The organism is Haloarcula sp. Atlit-7R (assembly GCF_003666065.1).
Classification (GTDB): Archaea; Halobacteriota; Halobacteria; order Halobacteriales; family Haloarculaceae; genus Haloarcula; species Haloarcula taiwanensis.
In genome coordinates, this window is sequence record NZ_QXIK01000003.1 from 353149 (window position 1) to 376069 (window position 22921).

Below are 22921 nucleotides of genomic sequence, written 5' to 3' on the forward strand. Positions count from 1 at the left end.
CCGGTTTCCGGTCGGTCGCCGTTCCGAACCCGTACTCAAGGCTTCGGCGGCGGCCCGTCGTAGGCGTCCATATCTTGGTAGAAATTCAGCATCGCGAACTTGAGTTTCTCGGGCCCGATATCCACCATCTCGCGGCGTTCCTCCGGCGGGAAGGTCCCGCGGACGGCGTAGTCGTGCATCTCCATCTCGGCGGCCTCCGTGTAGCGCTTGTCAAGCAGGATGCGCGCGCCGAAGTCCTCGGGCGAGCGGACAACTCGTCCGAGGGCCTGCCGCGTCTTTCTGACCGTCGGAATCTCGACGGCGTAGCGCCAGCCGGCCTCGTCCTCGTCGTCGCCGAAGGCCACGTCGTAGGCGTCCTGGACGGCATCCATCCGGTCGTCGAGGTGGGGGTACGGGACGCCGACCACGACCACGGTCCGGGCGTCGTCGCCGTCGTAGCTCACGCCCTCGCCGAGCGTCCCCCACAGCGAGGTGTAGAGCACGCCGTCGTCGCCGTCGGTAAAGGCCTCCCGGAGGTCCCGGGCCTGCGTGCCCGGCTCGTCGAGGTATCGCGTCGCGCTCACGGCGGTCATGTCGTGGTAGCGCTCGGCCTCGCTGTAGGAGGGGCAGAACACAAGTGTGTTGCCGGGGGTGAACCGGACGATGTCTTCGAGCGTGCGGGCGATGCGCTGCTGGGTCTGTGGGTCGTCCCGTTCGCTGGAAAACAGCGCCGGGCCGTCGACGGCATAGGTCCGCCGGCGCTCCTCGGGGAACTGCGCACCGTAGGCCATCGTCACCGGGTCGTCGACGCCGACGACGTTCTCGGTCACGTCGAACGGGCGCAGCGTGGCACTCATCAGCACCGCCGCGTGCAGGTCGGAAAACAGGTCGCGGGTCACCTGCTCGGGGATGCAGGTGTACAGTTCCGCGCGGCCGTACACCTCGTCTGTCGATTCGTCCCGGCGGACGCTGACGACGGGGTACTGACCGGTCTCGTCCGTTTCATCGAGCCAGTCGGAAATGAAGCCGGCGGCCTGCAGCGTCTGGCATTCCTTTCTGGTGTCGAGGTCTCCTTCTTTGAACGCCTCTTGGTAGCGAGCGTCGAGGTCCCGGCCGAGGTCCAGCGCGTGGTCCAGTTCCTCGTGGAAGCCGGGGCCGGTGTAGCTCTGCAGGAAGGCGAGCGTCAGGTCGTCTTTCCGGTCGTCGTTAGCGATGGTCACGTCGTCCCAGTGCTCGTCGACGGCCGCGCGCCCGCCGAACTCGAACGAGTCCTCGTAGGCTTCGACGAGCGCGTCCCGGAACGTCTCGATGACGTTGGCCGCGGCGTCGGTCCGGGCGTCGTCCTCGCCGTCGAGTTCCTCGATGGCCTGGTCGAGCGTGTTCTCCGTCAGCGTCCGCCGGGCGTGGTCGCGTGCGGCCGATTCGACGTTGTGGGCCTCGTCGAAGACCGCGATGATGTCCTCGGGGTCCCGGCCGATCCAGTGGAAGAACTGCTCGCGGATGGTCGGGTCCAGCAGGTGGTGGTAGTTACAGACGACGAGATCGACGCCGTCCATCCCCTCTTTCAGCAGTTCGTAGCCACACAGGCCCTGCTGGTGAGCGTACTCGTACACGTCATCGGGCGTCCGGACGTCGTCGAACAGCCAGGAGTAGAACTCGCTGGTGTCGACAGTAAGGTTCCGGTAGTAGTGGTCGCAGGTCGAGCGTTCGGTTTCGATTTCCTCGCGCTCGTCCTGCAGGTCCCGGAGTTCCTCGACGACGGCGTTACGGGCCTCCATCGCTTCGCTGCTGCCCGCCTGGCCGTCCGAGAGGAGTTCGCCCTCGCGCTGTTCGAGTTCGGCGATGTCGTTCTCGACCTCGACCAGGTCACGGGTCGTGTCTCGAAGTGCCTGACACTCCTCGTAGTCCACGTCGATGTGGCACATCGAGCCCTTGCCCCGGAAGACCACGGCCCGCAGGCGCTCCTGGTCCGTTATCGCTCTGGCGTCCTCGACGAACTGGCGCATCTGCTGGTGGACGTTCGTCGTGATGACGACGGTCTTGCCCGTCTCGCGGGCGTGTTCCAGCGCAGGGACCAGCGATGCAAGCGTCTTTCCGGTCCCACAGGCCCCCTCGAACAGCACGTCCCGACCCTCTTCGAGGGCGTCGTATATCGTGCCCATCGCCTCCTGCTGATGGTCGTACGGCTCTTCGAAGGGGAAAAACCGCATGTAGCCGTCGTCTGTCGTTGCCACGTGCCCCGATTGGCCGTTCACCGGCAAAAGGGTTCGCCCCCACAGCTACTTGCCGCGAGCGTTCCTCAAGAGACACATGTGGCGTGTCACGCTCGCCGTCGGTATTGCCCTTCTCGCGGGGTGTTCCGGCTTCCTCCCGGCTGGCCCGTCGGCGGACGACAGCGACCCGGTGACGCCAGCGCCAGTCCCCACTAACACACCGGAGGCGACGGTCACAGTCCCGACCAGCGACGGGAGGGTCGACGTGGACCGACTGCTCGACCGCCACGAGCAGGCGCTCGCGACCCGGAACTTCCATCGACACGTCGAACAGGCCGGGCCACAGAACACGCTCGACGTCTGGATCGACCGTCAACGAGGCATCCAGCGGGTCAGACAGCGGTTCGGTCCGATATCGGACGACGTGGTCCTCGCCGACGGGACGCTGTACACGAACGTCCGGGACGACCCCGATACGCCGTACGCCACCACGCCAGCGACGCCGAACACGTCGCTTGTCGCCTCGCCGCCCGGCGTTGACCTGCTTCGACGGCTCCTGTCGAACACTGCGTATCGGACGGTGGCGTCCGTCCAGCGGAACGGACGGCCTGTCGCTGTCCTGGCCGCAACGAATGCGGTCGAGACACCAACCGCCGAAAACGAATCCGCGGTCGTGCGGTCACGGCTGTACGTCGACCGACAGGGAGTAATCAGACATGTCGAACACACTGAACAGCGGCCGGAGCGGCCGGATATCGACACGACGATGACGGTCACAACCGATATCGCCCGCGTCCCGATTCCGTGGTGGCTCGAAGACAACGACCCTTACAGTTCCGGCTCGACGTAGGCTTTCCTGATGTCGTCGTTGGTGTCCTGCATCGCCGATTCCAGCGCCGTTATCTCGTCGTCTATCGACTCCGTGTCCAGTGCCGGGTCGAACTGCAGGTCTGCGAAAACGATGACCTCGTTCGGCCCGAAGTAGACCGTCCGGAAGCCGATAATTTCGTCCACGTGTTCGTTCTGCATGACAACCTCACGGAGGCGCTGTTCCTCGTCCGTCGGGAGACTCTCCCCCAGCAGGAGCCGCTTGTTCTCCCAGGCCAGTGCCAGGGCGAAGCCCATCAGCATAATCCCGATGAGTAGTGCGGAAACCCGGTCGAAGAAGGGGTTACCGGTCTGCTGCTCGAGGAACAGGCCGACCAGCGCGATGACGATCCCCGCGAGTGCGATGGCGTCCTCGGTCAGGGCGGTCAGCGTCGTCACGTCGCTGGTCTTGCGGAACGCCTCGCGGTATCCCGACCAGTCGTTGCGGTCTATCTGTCGCTGCATCTCCGCGCGGGCCTTCACCAGTGCGTACGTCTCAAACACGAACGCACCGAGGAGGACGGTGTAGTTGACCCACAGCGGGTCCAGCCACGCCGGGGGCTGGAAGGAGAAAAACAGGAACTCGACGGCCTCGCCGGCGTGTCCACCACCGCCGTGGCCGCCGGCCGTGAGCTCGTTCCAGCCGTGTTTCGCGCTCTCCCAGCCGGCGATGCCGAACAGGAACACGGAGACGAGGAAGCTATAGAAGAACTGTGCCTTGCCGTACCCGAAAGGATGACGGCGGTCGCGCTCCCGTTCGCTGAACCGAATCCCGATGAGTAGAAACACCTGATTCCCGGTGTCTGAGATGCTGTGGTACGTCTCCGACAGCATCGCGGCACTCCCCGTGAGAAGGAAGCCGAAGAACTTCAGAATCGCAATCGCGCCGTTGGCTATCAGTGCGGCGATGACGACTGATTTACTCCCTGCCATTATTTTTCCGTCACGACCGTAACGCAAAATGCTTCTGGATTTATAGCTGGCCCCGCTACCGTCAGTATGCTCACTGCTATCTCAGACACGCACGGAACGGAGGACCACCGGCTGACAGGTCGGACGCTTGCCGCTGTCCGCGACGCCGACCATGTTCTCCATGCAGGCGATTTCATGACTGAGCAGGTCCTCGATGCCATCGAGGCCGAATGCGACGAACTGACCGGCGTTGTCGGGAACAACGACAGACCACCGGTCCGTGATCGACTCCCAGACGTTGCGACCGTCTCTTGGGAAGGGCTGACCATCGTCGTTGTCCACGGGCACGAGCACACCGAAACCGCACTCGGCATGCTGGCCCGACAGGAGGCGGCCGACATCGTCGTCGTCGGTCACTCACACAAACCCGTACTGACCGATTTTGGCGGCTGGACGCTGGTCAATCCGGGTAGCTACGCCGACCCGCGGCGCTATCAACCGGCCCACGCGGAACTGGACGTGATGGCTGGCGACGTTCGCGTCCGCCTTCGCTCCCCGGACGGGACGCCGATTTCGACGACTATCGTCAATCGGTGAGCGTATCGTAGCGACGCTAATTGTGGTAATACCGGAGCAAACCGGTTGCAGGCGGTTACTGCCGGATATACCACAGCGCCGCCATGCCCGCGATGACAAATGCGCCGCCAGCGAAGAACGCAAGGCCCGGCGGAATCACGGTGGCAGCGGCCTCGGCACCGCCCTGTGCGGCAGTGTCGAGTGCACCCGCAGTAGCCTCGAAGCCGCCGTCGGTCACAGTCGCGTTCTCGGCGTAAAAACTCGGGTCCCGGCTGCCAGTGTCCGCACTCCCGGATGACACTGTCGGGCCGCCAAACAGCGTTCCCTGCCCGCTCCCGAACACTTGCTGGACCAGCAGGCTTGCGAAGCCGATGATAGCGAAACCGCCGATAATGTTCGCCAGCGCCGCCCGGAGTCCCGACGTTTCTTGTTCGTCACCGGCACAGATAACGAGTGGCTGGTTGGCCGGCGCGAACACGTCCATCTCGCGTCCCTTCTCGGAGTACGCCGTATCGACGACCTCGACCGCGCCGGCGTTTTTCAGTTTCTTCAGGTGATACTGTGCGTTCTGCAGCGACGTATCCACCCGGTCGGCCAGCTCTGACGGCGGTGCCGGCTCCTTGTTTAGTTCTGACAGTAAATTGCGCGCTGTCTCTGCCGAGAGTGCCGACAGCACGTCGTCCGCATCATCACTGTCGACACCGATGACTCGGGGTTCGGCGTCCGGGGTCGCCGGGTCCCGAGAGGGCAGCAACGACATGACTATCTGTATGTTCTATGGGATTATGAGTCTTTGCCAAAGCACAGTGACCGTTGTAGCTATCGGTCAAACCCGTATTTTACCCTCCAAAATCGACCGGTAGACGCCCGAAGGCGATCCTCCCGAAAGCATTTTTATCTCGGCTCGACAACCGCCGGTATGGCCGACCTGCTCACATACGCACTCCTCGCTGCTGTGCTCCTGTTTTTTTTCTTCATGTATCTGATGCTCCGGCGGACCTTCCAGGGCTTCAAAGAAGGGTTCCAGCAGAGCAAGAAGAAGTAGCCGGGAGGGTAACGATTAGGGGGCGTCGGTGGTGCCTATCTGTATGGACCCACGTATCCGCGAACACGCGGAAGTCATTGTCGACCACTCTATCGATTTGAGCGAAGGCGACAACCTCGTTATCGACGCGCACCCACAGGCTGCGGATCTCGTTACGGCGCTACACGAGTTCGCTGCTGACCGCGGCGCAAATCCGCTTGTCGTGCAGGACCGCCTCGGCGAGCGGTTCCGTCGCGCCTACCTCCGCAACCGGGACGAGTTCGAGACGCCGAGCCACGTCGAGGCGCTGTACGAGGAGATGGACGCGTACATCGCCATCAAGGGGAGCGACAATGTCACCGAGACCAGCGACGTCGACCCCGAAACGACGGCCGCCTATCAGCAGTCCCAGCAGCCGCTCCTGAACGAGCGGCTCTCGAAGACCTGGTGTCTCACGCAATACCCTGCGCCCGCCAACGCCCAGCTCGCCCAGACGTCCACGGAAGGGTACGAGAACTTCGTCTGGGATGCTGTCCTCAAAGACTGGGACGCCGTTCGCGAGCACCAGTCACAGATGGTCGAGATACTCGACCCCGCCGACGAAGTCCGCATCGTTTCCGGGGAGACAACGGACGTGACGATGTCCGTCGCCGGTAACGAGACGCTCAACGATTACGGCGAAAAGAACCTTCCCGGCGGCGAGGTGTTCACCGCACCGGTCCCAGACAGCGTCGAGGGCGAGGTGCTGTTCGACAAGCCGCTGTACCACCAGGGCCGGGAAGTGACTGATGTCTTCCTTCGCTTCGAGGACGGCGAAGTCGTCGAGCACAGCGCCGCGAAGAACGAGGACCTCCTGACAGAGGTGCTGTCAACCGATGACGGCGCGAGCCGACTCGGCGAACTGGGTATCGGAATGAACCGGGATATCGACCAGTTCTCCTACAATATGCTGTTCGACGAAAAGATGGGCGACACCGTCCATATGGCGGTAGGACGAGCTTACGACGCCACTGTCGGCGAGGACAACGAACAAAACGAGTCCGCCGTCCACGTGGACATGATTGTCGATATGAGCGAGGACTCGTTCATCGAAGTCGATGGCGAAGTCGTCCAGCGGAACGGGACGTTCGTCTTTGAGGACGGATTTGAGGACTGAGTACCGACCGCGGCTATCGGCTGCTGGACGTTGACGGCTCAGTCGTCCCCTGTCGACTCTGCTCCCGTTCGGTCCTCGACGGCCGTCTCGAACACGTCAGTCCCACTGTCGATAGTGTCGGATTCGTCGACGGTGAACGTTTCCAGCAACTGCCCGAGGTCGGTGGCGCGGTCGGAGAGGTTCGCGACGGATGACTCGACGTCATCGACGGCCTCGACCTGCTCGGTCGCCGCGTCGGCGACGGCGGCCGCTTCGACAGCCGTGTCGTCGCTGATGTCGCCGACCCCTTCAACCATCGAGACGACCTCCTGTGTCGACTCAGCCTGCTCGTCTGTCGCGCGGTCGATCTCTCGCATCCCGCTGGTCGCATCCTCGATGTCGCCGACGATGTCGTCGAACGCATCGAGGGCATCGCCGACCGTCTCGGTTCCAGTGTCGACTTTCGACTGTGTGGCGTGCATCTCGTCGACAGTGCGCTCGACCTGCTGACGCATCTCGCCGATAGCGGCCTCGATATCGTCGGTCGCTGTCACCGTCTCGTCGGCGAGCGCTTTCACCTCGTCGGCAACGACAGCAAAGCCGTCGCCATCGCCTTCACTTCCGGCTCGGGCGGCCTCGATGTTGGCGTTCAGCGCGAGCATCGTCGTCTGGTCGGCGATGTCAGTGATGAGGTCGGTAACGGATTCGATTTCACCCATCAGTGCGTCGAGTGCTTCGACCTGTGTGACAGTCTGGTCTGTCGACCGTTCGATCTCGTCGAGCGCCGTCGCCGCGCGCTCGGCAGCAGCTCGTCCGCTTTGTGACCGGCTGAGCGCTTCGTCAGCCCGGTCTCTGACCGTGTCAGCGGCGGTGGACACCTCCTCGACAGTCGCCGAAAGGTCTTCGAGTTCCGTCCAGACGGTTTCGAGCTTCTCCGACTGCGTCTCTGCCCCGTCGGCCATCTCTGCGGCCGAGGATTTCACGCTGGTACTGCGGTCCTGAACTGCGTCGACGTTCTCCGAGACGGTCTCGGTTGCGGTGTCGACGGCCTCACTGAACGCTCGGACCTCGCGGATGGTGTCTTCCCACTCGTCGAGCAGGTCGTTGTAGGCTGTTGCGATCCGGGCCATCGACTCGGCGTCAGCGTCGGACGACATCCGTGCTGTCAGGTCGCCGTCGGCGCACGCAGCCATGACCTCGGCGTAGTCTTCGGCGCGGTTCTGGAGCCTATCGCTGAGTGTCTCCGCGGCTTTGCGAGCCGCTTCTGCCTCTTCTTTCGCCGACTCGGCCTCTTCTCTGGCGGATTCGGCGTTCTCCCTGGCCGCCTCCGCGTCAGCGATCTGCTCGCGGAGCGACTGCCCCATCTCGTCGAAGGCGGTGAACAGCTGTCCGATTTCGTCGGACCGAGATGTCTCGAGCGTCACGTCGAGGGTGCCTGCGCGCATCTCGTCGGCCGTCGTTGCGAGTTCAGAGAGAGCTGTCGCCGAGCGCCTGCTCATCGCAACGGTCACGCCGCCGAGGATCACTATTGCGGAGATGAGCGTCAGGAGGAGACTGGTCGCAATCTGGTTACGGAGGGCATAGGCGCTCGATGCAGGCACTTGTGTCACGACCGTCCACCGGATGCTGTCGAGGCTCGAATACCCGTACACTGTCTCCGATGACTGGGTAAAGCCGTTGCCGCCCTCGCGTGTGACCGTAGTGACGGTCTCGCCCGGTATACTGTTGCCGACGACAGCCGTTCCCTCCGGTCCGAGAATCGCCGTCTCGCTGTCGGCCAGCGACCCACGGAACGATTCGGTACGCGCGGAGAGGTTCGCCTCGACGACGATGACGTGTTCCGTGTTCTGCGGCGCGGAGCTGACGAACGCCAGGACGCTGTCGTTTGTTACCGGCGACTTGTAGGGCTCTTCTGGGACAACGACAGTCCCGGACGTATCTGTCTCGTTGTCGATAGCTGCCATCTCCGACCCCCATGGAACGTTGAGGGATGCAAGTGTCTCCCCGCGGACCCCGCTCGCGGTGCTCGCCTCGACCGTGCCGTCCGAGGCTTGCACGTAGTGGACGGCGACGAACTCCGAGGTGAGGTCGCTCGATTCCAGCAGGAGGTAGTCCCTGATGACGCTCGGTTGCCCGTTCTGGAACTCCTTGACCGACGAGAGCGTCTGGGTCTGACGTCGGAAGCCATCGACCCAGTTGTCGAGCCCGTCAGCCTGTAACTCGGCGGTCGAGACGACCTGTGTCTCCACTCGCTGGTCGAGCGTTCGCGTCGTATCGGTGTAAAACACTGCCCCGATTCCGCCGGCAACCAGGACCGCCACCAGCACTGCGGCCACGAACTTCCGGACGAAACTCTCTCGCACAGCGGCCGGGACGAGGTGGGCGATTCGGGGGCGGGCATCTCGGCTTACCATTCGTCCGGCGATTTCCAGTTATCGTACAAAAAACTACGAGATATATAGAGATACTGACAGAGGCATATACGAATGATTTGCCCGGGAAATCGGCGATTTGTGGGCTGAAATGTCACTATCTGTAACTGCTTGTCCGATGTGCTGACATTCCTGGCCGCCGCCCCAGTTTCAGATTCAATATCGGCGGTGCGGTGTTACCACAGTCGTCTCCCTTCGAACCGGAGACTTATGCTGGCAGGTATGGTAGTGCCGATATGAGTGAACAGCGGTCCCTCTTCGTCAGGGCGGTGTGGTTCCTGCTCGTCGGCTGGTGGGTGACCGGCATCTGGCTTTCAGTCGCGTGGTTCCTGAACGTCACAATCATCGGCCTCCCGCTGGGCATCAAAATGATAAACAAGGTGCCGCTGGTGCTGACGCTCAAGCGACGTGATCGGCTCGTCACGGAGAGTGCCGGCGGCTCGCAGCACTCACTGCTCGTCCGGGCGATCTGGTTCGTCTTCGTTGGCTGGTGGGCCAGTGGCGTCTGGACCGGTGTCGCGTACGCGCTGTCGTTGACAATCGTCGGCCTGCCGCTGGCAATCTGGATGTACAACAGACTCCCGCTCGTCGTTTCGCTGTACCAGTACTGACGGTCATTCCAGATACGGCTTTTCGATGTCTGTTTCACCGGTGATGAGTGCGGTTATCCGGCCAGTGATGCCATCGAACACGGTGATAAGCGAAGAGAGTACGCGCTCGACGAGTCGGACGGGCGACGCGACAGTTAGTGCCCACGCCTGTGCGTTGCCGAGGCCGAACGCCTTGGGCACGATCTCCCCGAAAATCAGGATGAGGACGCTCGTCACGACCGTGGTTGCAACGACCGCCGGTCCGGGCGAGAGATAGCTCGCGACGAGGACGGTGATGATGCTCGAAATCGCGATGTTGACGATGTTGTTGCCGACCAACAGCGTCACCAGTAGTCGGTGGGGGTTATCGTACAGTTCCTGCAGCACCTGCGCCCGTCGTTCCCCCGTCGCTGCCTGTTGTGCTATCCAGTCTTTTTGCAGCGAAAACACTGCTATCTCCGAACTGGAAAAGAACGCGCTCAGTCCGAGAAGCAAGACCACAGCGAGGACGCTACCGACTGCCACGATAGGACCACTCATACCCCGCCTTCAGCGAGACGAGGCAAGAAGGCGTCGACGCCGTTTGACGGCCCGCAAGCCGACAGATGCGGCGAAGGATACTCGACTGTCCAGTTCATTGTGAGCATATGGCACTCGGCCAGGTGGAACTGGCGTTGCGCGTCATCGCTGGCCTATTCGTCATCGTCGCGCCGACGCTGCTGTTTCTGGGGCTATGGCGCGGCCTCGAAGCGATGCGTGACGACGAACTCATTCAGCAGGTCCACCAACACGCCGAGATGCAGGACCAGTCGCTGACTGGCCCTGACTGGCCGGCCGACGCAATCCTTGACGATGAGTCGTCGCCGCTGTCGGAGACCAGTCTGTCAGTCGTAACCTGTGCCACCTGCGGCACGCCGAACATGGAAGACGCCAGCTACTGTCAGGAGTGTCTCACAGAACTGGAGTAGTCAGTCTATCGTGTCGCTCTGGCTGACCTGCACCACCAGCGTTGGCTCAGAGCGCTCCGTACTGCAGTCGTGTCCCTGTTCGATGGCGTACGTTTGTGACTCCGTCCGGTTCGGGTCAATCGGTAACTCAGCCCTGACGGCGTAGGACTTTGTCGCCGAAGCGCCGATAGTGTCCTCGTCCCACTTGATATCGGTGTTTATGAACACGCTGTCATCCGGATGTTCTGTCGGGCCGACCAGACAGCCCGAAAGTGAGGGGAGATCTAGCGCCCGCAGAAACGGAGAGGGGTTCGACGCGGTAACGGTCCCGACCTCTGCCTCGATGTACGGGTACCTGTTCGGGGTGTGTTCCGTCTCCGGGACCGACACGGTGACCGACTCGTTTGTCTGCACATCGTAGGCCACCCCGCCGCTGAGCGCGTCGGCACCCACGAGTCCAGCACTCACGATGAGGAGGCCGCCGAGGGCGGCCGCCGCCGTTCGCTGCGACGGCGTCGGAATCCCTGCCCGGAGCGCGTAGCCGAGCCCGACGAACAGTCCCGCGGACATGGCGAGCAACAGGAACGTTCCCGTCTCGCCGGGCGAATACCGAACGACGACGTAGCCGACGAACACGACGTAGGTCACCCCACTGAGGGCGAAGGCAACGACGTCAAGTACGTCTCGTTCGAGGGCTACACCCGCAACGAAAAGTGCGATAAAGGCCAGCAACAGCAGCGCCGCTTTCACGGTTATCGAGAGGTCGAACACGACATCACGGACAAAATACAGGAGCGCAGCCGCGGCGAACAGGACACCGAGTGCGTACAGGAGTTTGCCGCTGTCGATACCAAAGCGCATCGAGCGTACCCTCACTTCTCTGAGACGGGACATAAACCCACGTCCTGACAGCACAACGTCTCTTTCGGACTCTCTCAGGCACGCTGCAACGAACCACGGGGTGGCTTGCTAATCGTCCGCAGTTGCCCGCCCGCTATCCGCGCCGCCGGCCAGCGGTGTCCGCTCGACGACCGTCCCGTCGTAGGTCGGGTACTGCTCGACGATTTCGCCCTTGTCGAGGTCGCCCTCTTCGACCATTTCCTCAAGCAGCCACCAGGCCAGCTCGACGTGCTCGGATTTGACAGTGTAGTACTCTTCGGGGACGCCGAGTGCCTCCAGCCGCGCCTCGGAGGTCCACGCCTTCCCGTAGACGAGCGTCCCGTCCTCGGTCACGTCGTCGAACGGACGCCGGATGTTTCGAGCCATCCGCTTGAGCCGCGAGCGGTGCTGGGCGGCGTCCTTGAAGACGCTCGTACAGAAGTACACCTTCTCGTGGTCGCCCATTTTCTCGAGGATGTCGTGGGACCCCTCGACGGCGCTCATGTGGTCCTCTTTCAGTTCGAAGCCTTCCTCCTGCATCCGGCGGTAGTTCCCGTCGGACATCTCGAACTCGTTGATGTTACAGAAGTCGGCCGCGCCCTCGTCTAAGAATTCGAGGAACTCCTCCTCGGCGCGGATGCCCGGGATCTCGAAGGCGGGGGTCAGCCCCTCCTCGCGGGCGATGTAGAGGATGTCCTCCCACTCGGTCCCGTGGAGGTCGCCCCACTGCTCTAAGGGCGGGTGGAAGCGAATCTCGTCGAGGCCGGCTTCCGAGAGGCGGCGCATGTTCTCGCGGCCGCCGGTGATACCGGTGTAGAGGTGCGTGTGGTGGTCCTCGCCGAACTCGTCTTTCAGCAGTTCCAGATAGTGACAGGTCCGGTCGAGGACTTCCTGCGGCTCGCCGCCTGTGATCGAGGTGCCAAGCGCGCTCATGCGCTTTGCCTCCTCGATGACGTCCGAATCGTCCTCGACGGGCCGCTCGTTGGCGTACATCTGGGTGACGTTCTTGCGGTTCTCCCCGAGGGGACAGTAGAAGCAGTCTCGCTGGTCGCAGTAGCCGTAGACGAACAGCACCATCTTGCCGCCTTTGGCGCACTGTTCGCAGCCCTCGGAAATCATTGTCTCTAGCCACCGCTCCCAGCGGGAAAAAGCGTGCGCATCGTGCTCGGCGTGCGAGATGAGCCCACGGCCCGGCCCCGGCGCGCTTATCCGCCGTCCCGACGCAGGGGCTGGTATGACAGACACCGGGACCACAAGCACCGGGTCCCAACGCCGCGCCCTTGCGGTCGTTTTCTTCGTCGTTTTCTTGGATTTGCTGGGCTTTGGCATCGTCATCCCCATACTCCCGTACTACACCCGGTCGTTCCCGGGCGGGACGGAGTTCGTCATCGGATTGCTCGCGGCCTCCTACTCCGCGATGCAGTTCGTCTTCGCGCCGCTACTTGGCTCGCTGTCCGACCGCGCGGGCCGCCGCCCGGTGCTTGTGGTGTCGCTGTGTGGCTCCGTCGTCGCGTGGACGGTGTTCGGGCTGGCCGACGCGCTGTGGCTGCTGTTCGTCTCCCGGATGTTCGCCGGCGCGATGGGCGGGAACCTCTCGACGGCCCAGGCCTACGTGGCCAACGTGACGCCGCCGGAGCGACGCGCCGCGGCGCTGGGGTTCATCGGAGCCGCCTTCGGTCTGGGGTTCATCTTCGGCCCCGGCATCGGCGCGGTGTTGAGCTTCGACGCCACGGTCGCCGCCGTCGACGCGCTCGTGCCGGCGGCCGTTCCCGTCTCCCGGTTCTCTCTCCCGAGCTTCGCCGCCGCGGCCGCGAGCCTCTGTGGCGTCGTCGTCGCCCTCCTGTTTCTCCCCGAATCCAGGCCCGTCGGGGACCGCGACGGCGACCGGCCGCCCCTCGGCGCTCTCACAGCTCCGGACAGCGGTGGCGACCCTCGGCCTTCGCCCGTTGCTGGCGGCCTTCTTTCTCGTCTCCTTTGCCTTCTCGGGCGTGCAAGTGATGTTCGTCCCCTACGTCGCCGACATCTACGGCTACACCGCGGCCCAGAGCGCGCTCCTGTTGACCTACATCGGCGTCCTCGCGGTCGTCACCTAGGGCGTCCTGGTCGGGCGGCTCTCGGCCCGCTACAGCCCGGTTCGACTCTCGCTTTTCGGGACCGGCCTGCTCGTCGTCGGCGTCGGTGCCATCCCGACCTCGCGGGCCATCGGCTCGGTCCTGCCCGACCTGACCGCACTCGTTCCGTTTCTCACCGCCGACCTGCTCGGCCTCCTGTTCGTACTGACGCTGCTGCCGCTTGGCAACGGTATCCTCTCGGTAACGCTGACGGCGTTGGTCTCCCAGCGGGCCGGCGCAGCCGTCCAGGGGAGCGCCTTCGGTATCACGCAGGGGGCCGGCAGCCTCGCCCGGACCGTCGGGCCGCCGGTCATGGGTGGGCTGTACTTCGCCGTCGGCTACTGGTCGCCGTTCGTCGTCGGCAGCGTCCTGTTGCTCCCGGTGCTGTGGCTCGTTGCCAGACTGGGAACGACACCGGAGGCTTACGAGCCGCGACCGTCAGACCCGGGCCACGCCAGATAGGGACCGCTTTGAATGGGCTGGGGTTCGTTTCGTGTGTATGGATGATGAGGAGGCCGACCCCGTCGGCGGGACGCTACCGAAAGCGGAGACACTCGACGACAGGGTGCTGGGCTACAGCGAAACGGCCATCCGCTACGTCGAGGTGGTCGCGGCGCTGGTGCTCGTCCTGCTCTTTGCCATCGGCGTGTTCGACCTGGGGCTGCAGATATTCCAGAGCGCCGCCCGGGGAGATATCACCGACCCGCTGGTCGTCGTTGGCTTCATCGACACTGCTCTCCTCCTGTTTATTATCGTCGAGGTGTACCAGACCGTCGTCGCCTACACACAAGAGAGCGAGACCCGGCGCATCGTCCGCTTGGTCATCTACACGGGCGTCATCGCCATGGTCCGGAAGGCCATCATTTTCCGCACCGGCGAGTACAGCTCTGAACAGGCCGCTCTCCTCGCTGCCGGGGCGTACACGCTCATCATCCTCGGCCTCGCGGCGCTGTTGCTCGTCGAGCGCCGGACCCGTGGGCCGTCGACGGAACCGGGGTAGCGGTCCCGAAAGAAGTTAAACACAGACGGCGTAGCGCCGACAGATGCTGCTGGTGCTGTGTATCGACCTCGACGACGACCTCGGCCGCAAGACCGGCATCGAGACGCCCGTCATCGGGCGCGATGCCGTCGTGGACGCAGCGGTGGCGCTGGCCTCGAACGACCCGGAGGACTCCGACGTGAACGTCCTCTTCGAGGGCGTTCACATCTACGACGACATCACCGACGAGCCGGTCGAAGTCGCGGCCGTCACCGGCGTCGACGGGAGCGATGTCGCCGCCAACCGCGCGGTCGGCGAGGAGGTCGATACTGTTCTCGCGTCGCTGGCGGCCAGTGAGGATGTCCGGGCACTCCTCGTCACCGACGGCGCACAGGACGAGTCGGTGGTCCCCGTTATCCGCTCGCGGGTTCGCATCGACGGCGTCCGCCGCGTCGTCGTCCGGCAGGCCCAGAATCTCGAATCGATGTACTACACCATCAAGCAGGTGCTTGACGACCCGGAAACCCGCGGCACGATTCTGGTGCCGCTGGGTATTCTCCTGCTCATCTACCCGTTGACAATCGCTATTGAAGCGCTGGGCTACCCCGGCTCTGCGCTCGGTGTCATCTCCGGCCTGCTCGGACTCTATATCCTCGCCCGAGGCCTCGGTGCCGAGAAGATACTGGACGAAGCGGTCGAGCGAACGACCGCCGGACTGTACGCCGGGCGCGTGACGATTATCACCTACGTCGTTGCGGCCGCACTGCTTGCTATCGGCGGCGTCAACGGCGTTCAGGAACTCGGACGCCAGACGGACCCCGATGCACTCGAAGTCATCGCGTCGCTGGTGTCGGGCGCAATCCAGTGGTTCGCCGCCGCCGGCATCACCTCCAGCCTCGGCCGGGTGACCGACGAGTATCTCGACGGGAGCTTCCGGTGGCGATACCTCAACGCCCCCTTCTACGTCTTCTCGATCGCCCTCGTGTTACACGCCGTCAGCGCCTTCTTCCTCGGCACCCAGGACTTGGAGTATCTCGCCGTAATGCTCACTGGCGGGACGCTGCTCGGGCTGGTCAGCACGCTGGCCTTTGCCGTCGCGGAGGCCCGCTTCGACCGCCCCGAACAGCACAATCAAGGCCCCGGGGGTCCCTCATCCGAATAATGTACGTCTCTCGTGCCGTCGAGAGTCTGCGCGCGGACCCAGTCGACGGCGAACTCGTCGATCTGGTTCTCGAAACGGCTGACGGTGCTGACTCCGAGCGCGTTGCCGCCGCCGCGGAGGCCGCTGGCGCGACCGTCGAGCGCCGCCTCCAGTTCGACGACCTGCTGGTCTCGACGACACAGGACGAAATCGACGCCCTCTGTGGTCTGGACGGACTGGCAGCGATTCAGACCGGCAACGTGAACGCCATCACAACGCCCGACGATGTCGAAGAAGACCTCGACCCCCGCGACTGACTGGCGACTGTGTTCCGCATTTCTTTTGTCACTACCGGAAGTAGACGACAGCGAGGGCACGTAGCTCAGTCCGGATAGAGCGTCGGACTTCTATCTCCGCTGGCGCTGCCATCGGGGGAAGACATCCGACGGTCGTGGGTTCGAATCCCACCGTGCCCGTCCCGCCGCTGAACGATACCGAAGCGTGCCGAAACACACAGGAGATTCCGCACACGGGAGTCACTGCCTTCGTCTCGTGGTCGAGAAACGCACTCGCCTTTCTGATGAAAAAATGACACGCCGGTGGGCTACGCCTCCACGATGTCGTCTTCCATGGCAGCGACTTCGGTGAGGATTGCTTCGATGTCGTCGTCGGGGACGCCGTTCTCGCGGAGCGCGGTTTCGAGATGGGAGGCGACACTGGCGAAGGCGTCCTCTGTGATCCCCATGCCCTCGTGGGCGGTCTGCATATCGTCCCCGTCGTAGCCGACCGGCCCGCCGGTGACGGCGCTGATGAACTGCGCCTGGTGGCTGCGAAGTTGGTCCATGTCGGTCTCCTCGAAGTACGGTTTGAGCAGCGGGTCGTCAAGCACGCGGTCGTAAAAATCCGAGACCACCGCCTCGACCGCGTCGCGACCGCCGATCCGCTCGAAGATGGACTGTGATGCCATTGCTGGAGGGCACGGAAGCGGTCGACATGACGGTTGTGGAAGAACATATTCGGGTCGGTCGTCGCCGCGGCCGCGCCGACGTTCCCGGCTCGAACGACGCCTATCTGGAGCTACGGCCGTTCCAGCCGTCGCTGGCGAGAGACCAGCACCACCGTCAGCATACCGAGCGTCCCGAGGACGGTCCACTCTCCATGGCGGTCGGTGACAGGTCGTGCAGTACCGACGCCGGCCCCGGACCTGTCCCCGGCGCTGGTCGCCGCGGTGGCGCGCTCGAGTGCCGGCGCGGCGTTCATCGGCCGCTCGGTCGTGTCTGCCGACCCGCTCCGTCGCGGGCTGAGATCTATGAGCGCGTCCATCGGGACCGACGGTGCGTCGCCAGTGACGGCCCGCCGAACGAATGCATCGAGGTCCGTCCCGGCGACGGCTGACACCGTCTCGGCGAACAGCGCGAGAGTGACGCGGTCGTCCTGCTGCATCAGCCTGCCGAGGACGGCTTCGAACGTCCGGCGACCGTCGGTCGTCTGTCGGAGGCGGGCGTCGATGGCTGCGACGACGCGCGTTCCCTTGTGGTACTGCGGCCCGGGGCCGTCCCAGTTGTCGGGCCGTGTCAGGTCCGCAGTCTCGTAACGCTCGGTCGTGACCCTGTCCCGGAACCGGTCTTGCCCGATGTCGCCCGCGGCGTAGGTGAGCGCCGCTGTGTGGTAGTCGGCGCTCCCCTCCTCGAGCCACACCATCTCCGGTGTCGCCTCGAACGTCTGTCGGGTGTGGCGGTACTCGTGGACCCAGACGTTGACCGGGGAGCGGACGGGTTCCCCGGCGTTGACGATGACGTCCGGCTCGCCGTTCGAGGGGGCGTACCCGCCCGACGCGAGTTCGTTCGGCGCGACAAACACGCGGATGTGGTCGTGGTCCCGTCCGGCAGTCGAGGCACGCTTCGCATGGCTGATAGAGTCTAGAATGGCGTCTCTGTCGGGCCGCAGCTCCGACGCTGCCGGGACGATGAGCGTGATTCGGTCGCCATCGACCGTCTTGGTTTCTGTCCCGTGGGGACCGATGTAGGCGGCTGTCCTCCCGGCGACACCGCTCTGACCGGGCGCGAGCGCGAGTGACTCGTTCCACGTGGGCCGCGGCCCGACGTGCCAGCGCCAGCGGGCACGCAGTGACACTTCCTGTCTGGCCAATAGCGTCCAGTTGTGGGTGTCGGCGGTCCGCCGGCCGAACGCTGTCGAGAGTCCGACCGGCACGGTGTAGGTCAACCGTGCTGTCCTGGCAGCACCGCTGAGACGCCAGCGGTCGCCATTGGACTGGAGGCCGTCAGCTCTGTGGACTGTCGCCTCCGCTGGCGTCCGCACCGACAGTCCAGTGACGTGTCGTGGGCGATCAATCGTCGCGGTTACCCGGACGTGACCGGTCTGGTTCGGCTCTCTATCGATTGCGTACTCGACGCCAATCGAACTGTCGCCGCCAGCGCTGCCTCGCTCTGGTAGTCCCGATCCGACACCGAGGGCGACCGGGGACGCACAAACCAGAAGGAGACAAACCAGTCCTGTCAACAGCTGCGTTCTCATAGCTCTGGGTGCGACTGAATGCTACGCGACAACCAGCGAGTGGCGGTAAAGTGTGTGCCGGTGAAAATCTCAAAGGTAATAACAGGCTGTGTACCTCGGACACGGGGTCGCAAGCGTTTTGCCAGCGGCCGCGTTATCCCCTGATATGGCCGACTGTCCGCTCGCAGACGACTGTCCCAAATTCACCGAACGAATCCAGGGGATGGGCTGTACCCACTACGGCGACCGCGGCGGTGCAGAGTGGTGCAATCACTACAACCAGCCGATCTCGGAACTCAAGAGCCAGCCGGTCAAGATGGGCGAGGAGGTCACCGTCGACGTCGAGGACATCCACGAGAGCGGGGCCGGTGTCGGGCGGACCGAGGACGGCTTCATCATCATGGTTGACGGCGTGCTCCCCCCGGCCCGTTCGCTGGTCAAGGTGACGAACGTCCACTCGAACCACGCCCGGGCCGAGGAAATCGAGCGCCTGGAGATGGACGAAGCGCCGTCCGAAGCTGAGTCCGGTGAGAGCGACACCGAGACCGACGAGACGGACGACGACCCCGACGATGACGGCCGCCGTCTCGGAAGCCGGGACAACTTCTGGGGCAGCTAGGCCAGTCAGCCGAACCGTTTGCGAGCGGCACTTCTTTGAGCCATTCAGCCCTTCCTCTGGGTATGGATCTTGAACTCGATGGCAACGCAGCGCTGTGTACCGCTGCGACGAGCGGGCTCGGACTTGCGAGCGCCGAAGCGCTCGCCGCTGAGGGAGCCGATGTGGCTGTCTGTGGTCGGACGCCGGACCACGTCGACGAAGCACGGGGGCGGCTCGAATCAGTCGGTGACGGCGACGTGCTGGCCGTCGAAGCTGACATCACCGACCCCGATCAGATAGCGGCGCTCGTCGAGGAGACCGTCGACACCTTCGGCGGCCTCGACCACGTCGTCACCAGCGCGGGCGGCCCGGCCCCCGGCCCGTTCATGGAGACGACCGAGCGCGAGTGGTACAGCGCCTACGACCTGCTGGTGATGAGCGCCGTCTGGACCACCCGGGCCGCCTACCCGTACCTCAGTGACTCCGAGGCCGGCACCATCGTCAACATCACGTCCCGCTCGGTCCGGGAAGTCATCGACGACCTGGTGCTGTCGAACGCCGTCCGCCGGGCCGTCATCGGCCTGATGAAGACCCAGGCCCGTGAGCTCGCACCCGAGGTTCGCGTGAACGCCGTCCTCCCCGGGGCACACGAGACGCCCCGTATCGAGGAACTGGTTGAGGCCGCCGTCGAGCGCGGCGAGTACGACTCCTACGAGGAGGGCATCGAATCGTGGTCGGACGCGCCGCTCGAACGCGTCGGCCAGCCGGAGGAACTCGGCGACGTGGTGGCGTTCCTCTCGTCGGCCCGCTCGTCGTACGTCACCGGGACGGCGCTCCCGGTCGACGGCGGCGCGATGCGGAGCTGACGGTCCCGACCAGCGGTCCAGTCAGAACCGCTCATCGTCCCGCAGTTTGGCGACCACTTCCCTGACTCGCTGGGCCTCGTCTTTCGGAACGACCAATGTCCGGTCGTCGAAAGAAGCTACCACGAGGTCTTCGACACCGACGGCGCTGACGTGACCGTCGCTTGCTAGCACGTTCCCGTCGGCGTCGATGGTCACCGCGTCGCCGAGCACCGCGTTCCGGTCCTGACTGTCGAGGACGCGTTCGAAAGCGTCCCACGACCCCAGGTCGTCCCAGTCAAGCGCCGCCGGAACGACGAAGACGTTCTCGGCGTCTTCGAGGACAGCGTAGTCGATGCTCACCGGATCGACGGCGTCGAACGCCGCATCGGCGTCCTCGTCCAGCCGTTCGACCATCGGTGCAAGCGGCGAGGACGCTGCCGCCGACAGGAGGGTCGTCGGCGTCCACGCGAACAGCCCGGCGTTCCAGTAGAATCCCTCCCGGACGTACTCCGTCGCGGTCTCCCGGTCAGGTTTCTCGTGGAATGTTTCGACCGGCGCAAAGCCATTCTCTGACGGGCCCGGCTTGATGTAGCCGTAACCGGTCGCCGGCCGGTCCGGTTCGATGCCGACGGTGACGATCCCCTCCGTTTCCACTGCGACTCGCGCGGCCGTCCGCCCGATCCGCTCGAACGGCCCCGAAATCCGGTGGTCGCTGGGCAGACACAACAGGACACAGTCGCCGACCTGTTCGCGGATTCGGTGGGCTGCGTACACAAGGGCCGGCCCGGTATCTTTGGCGTCCGGCTCGGTCAACACTGCCGTATTCGGGACACGTTCTCGGACCCCATCGGCGAATGACTCCCGGGTCAGCACGTAGGTTTCGTCGGCGAACCCCACACGGTTGACAGTCTCGGCGAGTAGTGACTTGTCCGCCCCAAAGGAGAGAAACTGTTTGGGCCGGTCGCTTCGACTCGCCGGATACAGACGTGTGCCGGTCCCGCCGGCCAGAACGAGCGCGACGATTGGTCGCTCCATACTCCGCGTTCAGCCGGCCGGTGCTAAAGTGTTGTACTGGCGACCGAGGGGAGGACCGGCCGAAGCCACTGCCGTCAGCGACTTACCACGTCTCTATGGTGCCGCCCCTGATATCCTCGACACAGCCCTGACAGTCTGGGTTCTCCGCGTCGTAGCAGACTGGCCGTCGCTGCTCGTCCATCGACACCGCGCGGTACTCGGCGTGCCGGCGACAGACGACTCGGGCCCGCCCTTCCTCGTCTCTGGGCAGGCCGGCCTCCGCCGACCGCTTGCCGTTCTTGTAGGCCTTCTTCGCGTCGGAAAGTTGCTGCTCGGCCGACCGCAAGGTCTCCCGGATGAACCGTGCGAGTCGGTCGTCGTCGGCCATACTGACCGTTGTGCCCGGCCACAAATCAATCTTCTCGCGTGGCCCTCACAACTCAATTCGGGGCCGCGACATTCGTACGCAGTTTCACTTCCACTCCGCTGGGCGAGTGTTTATAACAGAAGACGACCAACTGTCGATTGTCTCCCAACGAAAACTAGGCGGAGACAGTGACAGCCAATGACTGAGTCAGATTTGCGAACCCACGCGACAGAGATACACGAGCAGTTTTCCGACCAGCTAGAGATTGATGTCGACGACGTCGTCGAGCGTCTCGATACGCTGGTCAACGATTATCAGGTCCCCATCAGCGAGGCCCGCCGGAGCGTCGTCAACACGTACCTCGACGAGGCCGGCATGGACCGCGAACAGCTTGGCGGCGGCGACGGTGGCGGCAACGAGCAGGTGAACGTCGCCGATGTCGACGCCCCCGAGGAGTGGGTCGACGTTCGCGCGACGGTCGTCGAACTCTGGGAGCCACGCGCCGACGCCGTGGCCCAGGTCGGCCTGCTGGGAGACGAGACGGGCACAATCAAGTTCACCAAGTGGTCCAAGTCCGACCTCCCGTCGCTCGAAGAAGGCACGTCCTACGCCCTGCGCAACGTCGTCACCGACGAGTACCAGGGCCGCTTCTCGGTGAAGCTCAACCGGACGACCACCATCGAGGAACTCGACGAAGCAATCGAGGTCGGCGACGACAGCGTCGAGGCCGAGGGCGCACTGGTCGACATCCAGTCCGGCTCCGGCCTCATCAAGCGCTGTCCGGAGGACGACTGCACACGCGTCCTGCAGAACGGCCGCTGTAGCGAACACGGCGAGGTCGAAGGCGAGTTCGACCTCCGAATCAAGGGCGTTCTCGATGACGGCGAGGAAGTCACCGAGGTTATTTTCGACGAGGAAGCGACTGAGGAACTGACCGGCATCGCCCTCGAAGAGGCGAAAGAGATGGCGATGGACGCGCTCGACACCACAGTCGTTGCTGACGAGATGCGACAGAAAATCCTCGGCCGGTACTACCGCGTTCGCGGTCCGACCTTTGGCCGCTACTTGCTCGCCGACGAGCAGGAGCGACTGACCGGGGCTGTGGATGCAGACGAGATTCTTATCAAAGCGAGGTCGATCTAAATGGCGAGTACACCCACCCGCGAGGTCGCACGGCGCGTCTTCGCACGCGAGTTCAACGACGCGAGCTACACGTTCAAGGAATCCGACGACGACCGCGCGCCGGTGTACGTCCTCCTCCCGACCGGGCAGCGCGCCAACCGCGTGTTCCTGGTCGGGACCCTCACCGAGACTGAGGATGTCGGCGAGGACAGCGAGTACTGGCAGGGACGGGTCGTCGACCCCAACGGCGACACGTTCTTCATGTACGCCGGGCAGTACCAGCCCGACGCAGCGTCGATGCTGCGCGAACTGGAGCCGCCAGCCTACGTCGCCGTCGTCGGCAAACCACGCACCTACGAGACCGACGAGGGCGAGGTGAACGTCTCGATCCGCCCCGAGTCGATCTCGGAAGTCGACGAGGCAACGCGGGACCGCTGGGTCGTCGAAACGGCCGAGCGAACGCTTGATCGGGTCAAGCGGTACAAGGAGGCCGATATGGAGGACCCGGCCACCGACGAGTACATCGCGATGGCCGACGAGAAGTACGAGCAACTGTCAATCGAGAACTATCGGCAGTCGGTCGTCGGCGCGCTGGAGAGCCTACAGGACGAGCAGGCCGAAGCCAGCGCGGACTGAATCCGGCGCTGTTCCCGATTTTTGCTGCTGGTGACTGTGC

Annotated in this window: 24 protein-coding genes, 1 tRNA gene and 1 pseudogene; 15 read left to right on the forward strand and 11 right to left on the reverse strand. The window is 64.1% G+C overall.

Annotated elements, in window-relative coordinates; all coding sequences use genetic code 11:
- Positions 1-35: 35 nt before the first annotated feature.
- Positions 36-2213 (reverse strand): ATP-dependent DNA helicase, encoded by a 2178-nt coding sequence (locus tag D3D01_RS09045; protein WP_101348833.1) that lies wholly within the window; start codon positions 2211-2213, stop codon positions 36-38.
- 76 nt (positions 2214-2289) lie between these two features.
- Between D3D01_RS09045 and D3D01_RS09050 the strand changes: the two genes are divergently transcribed.
- Complete coding sequence (locus D3D01_RS09050) at positions 2290-3042, forward strand: hypothetical protein (protein ID WP_121511961.1); 753 nt, start codon at positions 2290-2292, stop codon at positions 3040-3042.
- On the opposite strand, the gene D3D01_RS09055 is transcribed toward D3D01_RS09050, so the two are convergent.
- On the reverse strand, positions 3021-3992 hold the full coding sequence (locus D3D01_RS09055; RefSeq protein WP_101348835.1) for a cation diffusion facilitator family transporter: 972 nt from the start codon (positions 3990-3992) through the stop codon (positions 3021-3023). The two genes, D3D01_RS09050 and D3D01_RS09055, sit on opposite strands and share 22 nt — an antisense overlap.
- A gap of 66 nt (positions 3993-4058) precedes the next feature.
- Here D3D01_RS09055 and D3D01_RS09060 point away from each other — a divergent pair, with 66 nt between their 5' ends.
- The gene (locus D3D01_RS09060) at positions 4059-4568 is read left to right on the forward strand and encodes a metallophosphoesterase (protein WP_101348836.1); all 510 of its coding nucleotides are present in this window, start codon (positions 4059-4061) and stop codon (positions 4566-4568) included.
- A gap of 55 nt (positions 4569-4623) precedes the next feature.
- Here D3D01_RS09060 and D3D01_RS09065 read toward each other — a convergent pair whose 3' ends face one another.
- Positions 4624-5307 carry a helix-turn-helix domain-containing protein gene (locus tag D3D01_RS09065; protein WP_121511962.1) on the reverse strand — a complete coding sequence of 228 codons (684 nt, stop codon included), beginning with the start codon at positions 5305-5307 and terminating at the stop codon, positions 4624-4626.
- Positions 5308-5466: 159 nt separating this feature from the next.
- Here D3D01_RS09065 and D3D01_RS24825 point away from each other — a divergent pair, with 159 nt between their 5' ends.
- Positions 5467-5592 (forward strand): hypothetical protein, encoded by a 126-nt coding sequence (locus D3D01_RS24825; protein ID WP_004959992.1) that lies wholly within the window; start codon positions 5467-5469, stop codon positions 5590-5592.
- Positions 5593-5635: 43 nt separating this feature from the next.
- Entirely contained in the window at positions 5636-6727 is a 1092-nt protein-coding gene (locus tag D3D01_RS09070) for an aminopeptidase (protein WP_101348838.1), read from the forward strand.
- Positions 6728-6765: 38 nt separating this feature from the next.
- On the opposite strand, the gene D3D01_RS09075 is transcribed toward D3D01_RS09070, so the two are convergent.
- Positions 6766-9120 carry a methyl-accepting chemotaxis protein gene (locus D3D01_RS09075; RefSeq protein ID WP_121511963.1) on the reverse strand — a complete coding sequence of 785 codons (2355 nt, stop codon included), beginning with the start codon at positions 9118-9120 and terminating at the stop codon, positions 6766-6768.
- 254 nt (positions 9121-9374) lie between these two features.
- Between D3D01_RS09075 and D3D01_RS09080 the strand changes: the two genes are divergently transcribed.
- Entirely contained in the window at positions 9375-9749 is a 375-nt protein-coding gene (locus tag D3D01_RS09080; RefSeq protein WP_121511964.1) for a YccF domain-containing protein, read from the forward strand.
- A 3-nt stretch (positions 9750-9752) separates the two neighbouring features.
- Here the strand turns inward: D3D01_RS09080 and D3D01_RS09085 are convergent, their stop codons facing one another.
- Positions 9753-10268: a CNNM domain-containing protein gene (locus tag D3D01_RS09085; RefSeq protein ID WP_121511965.1), complete on the reverse strand. Its 516-nt coding sequence runs from the start codon at positions 10266-10268 to the stop codon at positions 9753-9755.
- Positions 10269-10375: 107 nt separating this feature from the next.
- On the opposite strand from D3D01_RS09085, the gene D3D01_RS09090 reads away from it, so the two are divergent.
- Entirely contained in the window at positions 10376-10696 is a 321-nt protein-coding gene (locus tag D3D01_RS09090) for a zinc ribbon domain-containing protein (protein ID WP_101348842.1), read from the forward strand.
- Here the strand turns inward: D3D01_RS09090 and D3D01_RS23675 are convergent, their stop codons facing one another.
- Together D3D01_RS23675 and D3D01_RS09105 are read right to left on the reverse strand one after the other, a co-directional pair.
- Positions 10697-11536, reverse strand: coding sequence for a hypothetical protein (locus D3D01_RS23675; protein WP_101348843.1), 840 nt, complete (start codon positions 11534-11536; stop codon positions 10697-10699).
- A 108-nt stretch (positions 11537-11644) separates the two neighbouring features.
- Entirely contained in the window at positions 11645-12673 is a 1029-nt protein-coding gene (locus tag D3D01_RS09105; RefSeq protein ID WP_121511968.1) for a radical SAM protein, read from the reverse strand.
- A gap of 115 nt (positions 12674-12788) precedes the next feature.
- Here D3D01_RS09105 and D3D01_RS09110 point away from each other — a divergent pair.
- The 5 genes and pseudogenes from D3D01_RS09110 (at position 12789) to D3D01_RS09130 (ending at position 16261) form a co-directional block, all read left to right on the forward strand.
- Positions 12789-14127 (forward strand): annotated as a pseudogene (locus D3D01_RS09110) (MFS transporter).
- 37 nt (positions 14128-14164) lie between these two features.
- Positions 14165-14665, forward strand: coding sequence for a phosphate-starvation-inducible PsiE family protein (locus D3D01_RS09115; protein ID WP_121511969.1), 501 nt, complete (start codon positions 14165-14167; stop codon positions 14663-14665).
- Between the two features lie 43 nt (positions 14666-14708).
- Positions 14709-15806 carry a DUF373 family protein gene (locus D3D01_RS09120; protein ID WP_121511970.1) on the forward strand — a complete coding sequence of 366 codons (1098 nt, stop codon included), beginning with the start codon at positions 14709-14711 and terminating at the stop codon, positions 15804-15806.
- Positions 15806-16102 carry a hypothetical protein gene (locus D3D01_RS09125; protein ID WP_121511971.1) on the forward strand — a complete coding sequence of 99 codons (297 nt, stop codon included), beginning with the start codon at positions 15806-15808 and terminating at the stop codon, positions 16100-16102. The genes D3D01_RS09120 and D3D01_RS09125 overlap by 1 nt, the downstream gene beginning before the upstream one ends.
- Positions 16103-16156: 54 nt before the next feature.
- Positions 16157-16261: transfer RNA gene (locus D3D01_RS09130), tRNA-Arg, on the forward strand.
- A 128-nt stretch (positions 16262-16389) separates the two neighbouring features.
- Here the strand turns inward: D3D01_RS09130 and D3D01_RS09135 are convergent.
- Positions 16390-16752: a group 1 truncated hemoglobin gene (locus tag D3D01_RS09135; protein ID WP_121511972.1), complete on the reverse strand. Its 363-nt coding sequence runs from the start codon at positions 16750-16752 to the stop codon at positions 16390-16392.
- A 110-nt stretch (positions 16753-16862) separates the two neighbouring features.
- Complete coding sequence (locus D3D01_RS09140) at positions 16863-18320, reverse strand: hypothetical protein (RefSeq protein WP_121511973.1); 1458 nt, start codon at positions 18318-18320, stop codon at positions 16863-16865.
- A 145-nt stretch (positions 18321-18465) separates the two neighbouring features.
- Here D3D01_RS09140 and D3D01_RS09145 point away from each other — a divergent pair, with 145 nt between their 5' ends.
- Both D3D01_RS09145 and D3D01_RS09150 read left to right on the forward strand, forming a co-directional pair.
- Positions 18466-18918, forward strand: a complete 453-nt coding sequence (locus D3D01_RS09145) for a TRAM domain-containing protein (RefSeq protein ID WP_121511974.1) — start codon at positions 18466-18468, stop codon at positions 18916-18918.
- 62 nt (positions 18919-18980) lie between these two features.
- Positions 18981-19763 (forward strand): SDR family oxidoreductase, encoded by a 783-nt coding sequence (locus D3D01_RS09150; protein WP_121511975.1) that lies wholly within the window; start codon positions 18981-18983, stop codon positions 19761-19763.
- 21 nt (positions 19764-19784) lie between these two features.
- Here D3D01_RS09150 and D3D01_RS09155 read toward each other — a convergent pair whose 3' ends face one another.
- Both D3D01_RS09155 and D3D01_RS09160 read right to left on the reverse strand, forming a co-directional pair.
- Complete coding sequence (locus D3D01_RS09155) at positions 19785-20777, reverse strand: mannose-1-phosphate guanylyltransferase (RefSeq protein ID WP_121511976.1); 993 nt, start codon at positions 20775-20777, stop codon at positions 19785-19787.
- A gap of 82 nt (positions 20778-20859) precedes the next feature.
- On the reverse strand, positions 20860-21144 hold the full coding sequence (locus tag D3D01_RS09160) for a hypothetical protein (protein WP_121511977.1): 285 nt from the start codon (positions 21142-21144) through the stop codon (positions 20860-20862).
- 177 nt (positions 21145-21321) lie between these two features.
- Between D3D01_RS09160 and D3D01_RS09165 the strand changes: the two genes are divergently transcribed.
- Positions 21322-22266, forward strand: a complete 945-nt coding sequence (locus D3D01_RS09165; RefSeq protein WP_121511978.1) for a replication factor A — start codon at positions 21322-21324, stop codon at positions 22264-22266.
- The gene (locus D3D01_RS09170) at positions 22267-22881 is read left to right on the forward strand and encodes an RPA family protein (protein ID WP_121511979.1); all 615 of its coding nucleotides are present in this window, start codon (positions 22267-22269) and stop codon (positions 22879-22881) included.
- Positions 22882-22921 lie beyond the last annotated feature (40 nt).

What these genes read in the sequence shown, in the direction of transcription:
- D3D01_RS09125 (WP_121511971.1), top strand. Translation starts at nt 15,806, where the DNA reads ATGTACGTCTCTCGTGCCGTCGAGAGTCTGCGCGCGGACCCAGTCGAC.
- D3D01_RS09155 (WP_121511976.1), bottom strand. Translation starts at nt 20,777, where the DNA reads ATGGAGCGACCAATCGTCGCGCTCGTTCTGGCCGGCGGGACCGGCACA.
- D3D01_RS09115 (WP_121511969.1), top strand. Translation starts at nt 14,165, where the DNA reads ATGGATGATGAGGAGGCCGACCCCGTCGGCGGGACGCTACCGAAAGCG.
- D3D01_RS09165 (WP_121511978.1), top strand. Translation starts at nt 21,322, where the DNA reads ATGACTGAGTCAGATTTGCGAACCCACGCGACAGAGATACACGAGCAG.
- D3D01_RS09085 (WP_121511965.1), bottom strand. Translation starts at nt 10,268, where the DNA reads ATGAGTGGTCCTATCGTGGCAGTCGGTAGCGTCCTCGCTGTGGTCTTG.
- D3D01_RS23675 (WP_101348843.1), bottom strand. Translation starts at nt 11,536, where the DNA reads ATGCGCTTTGGTATCGACAGCGGCAAACTCCTGTACGCACTCGGTGTC.
- D3D01_RS24825 (WP_004959992.1), top strand. Translation starts at nt 5,467, where the DNA reads ATGGCCGACCTGCTCACATACGCACTCCTCGCTGCTGTGCTCCTGTTT.
- D3D01_RS09070 (WP_101348838.1), top strand. Translation starts at nt 5,636, where the DNA reads ATGGACCCACGTATCCGCGAACACGCGGAAGTCATTGTCGACCACTCT.
- D3D01_RS09135 (WP_121511972.1), bottom strand. Translation starts at nt 16,752, where the DNA reads ATGGCATCACAGTCCATCTTCGAGCGGATCGGCGGTCGCGACGCGGTC.
- D3D01_RS09105 (WP_121511968.1), bottom strand. Translation starts at nt 12,673, where the DNA reads ATGATTTCCGAGGGCTGCGAACAGTGCGCCAAAGGCGGCAAGATGGTG.
- D3D01_RS09065 (WP_121511962.1), bottom strand. Translation starts at nt 5,307, where the DNA reads ATGTCGTTGCTGCCCTCTCGGGACCCGGCGACCCCGGACGCCGAACCC.
- D3D01_RS09150 (WP_121511975.1), top strand. Translation starts at nt 18,981, where the DNA reads ATGGATCTTGAACTCGATGGCAACGCAGCGCTGTGTACCGCTGCGACG.
- D3D01_RS09075 (WP_121511963.1), bottom strand. Translation starts at nt 9,120, where the DNA reads ATGGTAAGCCGAGATGCCCGCCCCCGAATCGCCCACCTCGTCCCGGCC.
- D3D01_RS09055 (WP_101348835.1), bottom strand. Translation starts at nt 3,992, where the DNA reads ATGGCAGGGAGTAAATCAGTCGTCATCGCCGCACTGATAGCCAACGGC.
- D3D01_RS09090 (WP_101348842.1), top strand. Translation starts at nt 10,376, where the DNA reads ATGGCACTCGGCCAGGTGGAACTGGCGTTGCGCGTCATCGCTGGCCTA.
- D3D01_RS09160 (WP_121511977.1), bottom strand. Translation starts at nt 21,144, where the DNA reads ATGGCCGACGACGACCGACTCGCACGGTTCATCCGGGAGACCTTGCGG.
- D3D01_RS09080 (WP_121511964.1), top strand. Translation starts at nt 9,375, where the DNA reads ATGAGTGAACAGCGGTCCCTCTTCGTCAGGGCGGTGTGGTTCCTGCTC.
- D3D01_RS09050 (WP_121511961.1), top strand. Translation starts at nt 2,290, where the DNA reads ATGTGGCGTGTCACGCTCGCCGTCGGTATTGCCCTTCTCGCGGGGTGT.
- D3D01_RS09140 (WP_121511973.1), bottom strand. Translation starts at nt 18,320, where the DNA reads ATGAGAACGCAGCTGTTGACAGGACTGGTTTGTCTCCTTCTGGTTTGT.
- D3D01_RS09170 (WP_121511979.1), top strand. Translation starts at nt 22,267, where the DNA reads ATGGCGAGTACACCCACCCGCGAGGTCGCACGGCGCGTCTTCGCACGC.
- D3D01_RS09145 (WP_121511974.1), top strand. Translation starts at nt 18,466, where the DNA reads ATGGCCGACTGTCCGCTCGCAGACGACTGTCCCAAATTCACCGAACGA.
- D3D01_RS09120 (WP_121511970.1), top strand. Translation starts at nt 14,709, where the DNA reads ATGCTGCTGGTGCTGTGTATCGACCTCGACGACGACCTCGGCCGCAAG.
- D3D01_RS09060 (WP_101348836.1), top strand. Translation starts at nt 4,059, where the DNA reads ATGCTCACTGCTATCTCAGACACGCACGGAACGGAGGACCACCGGCTG.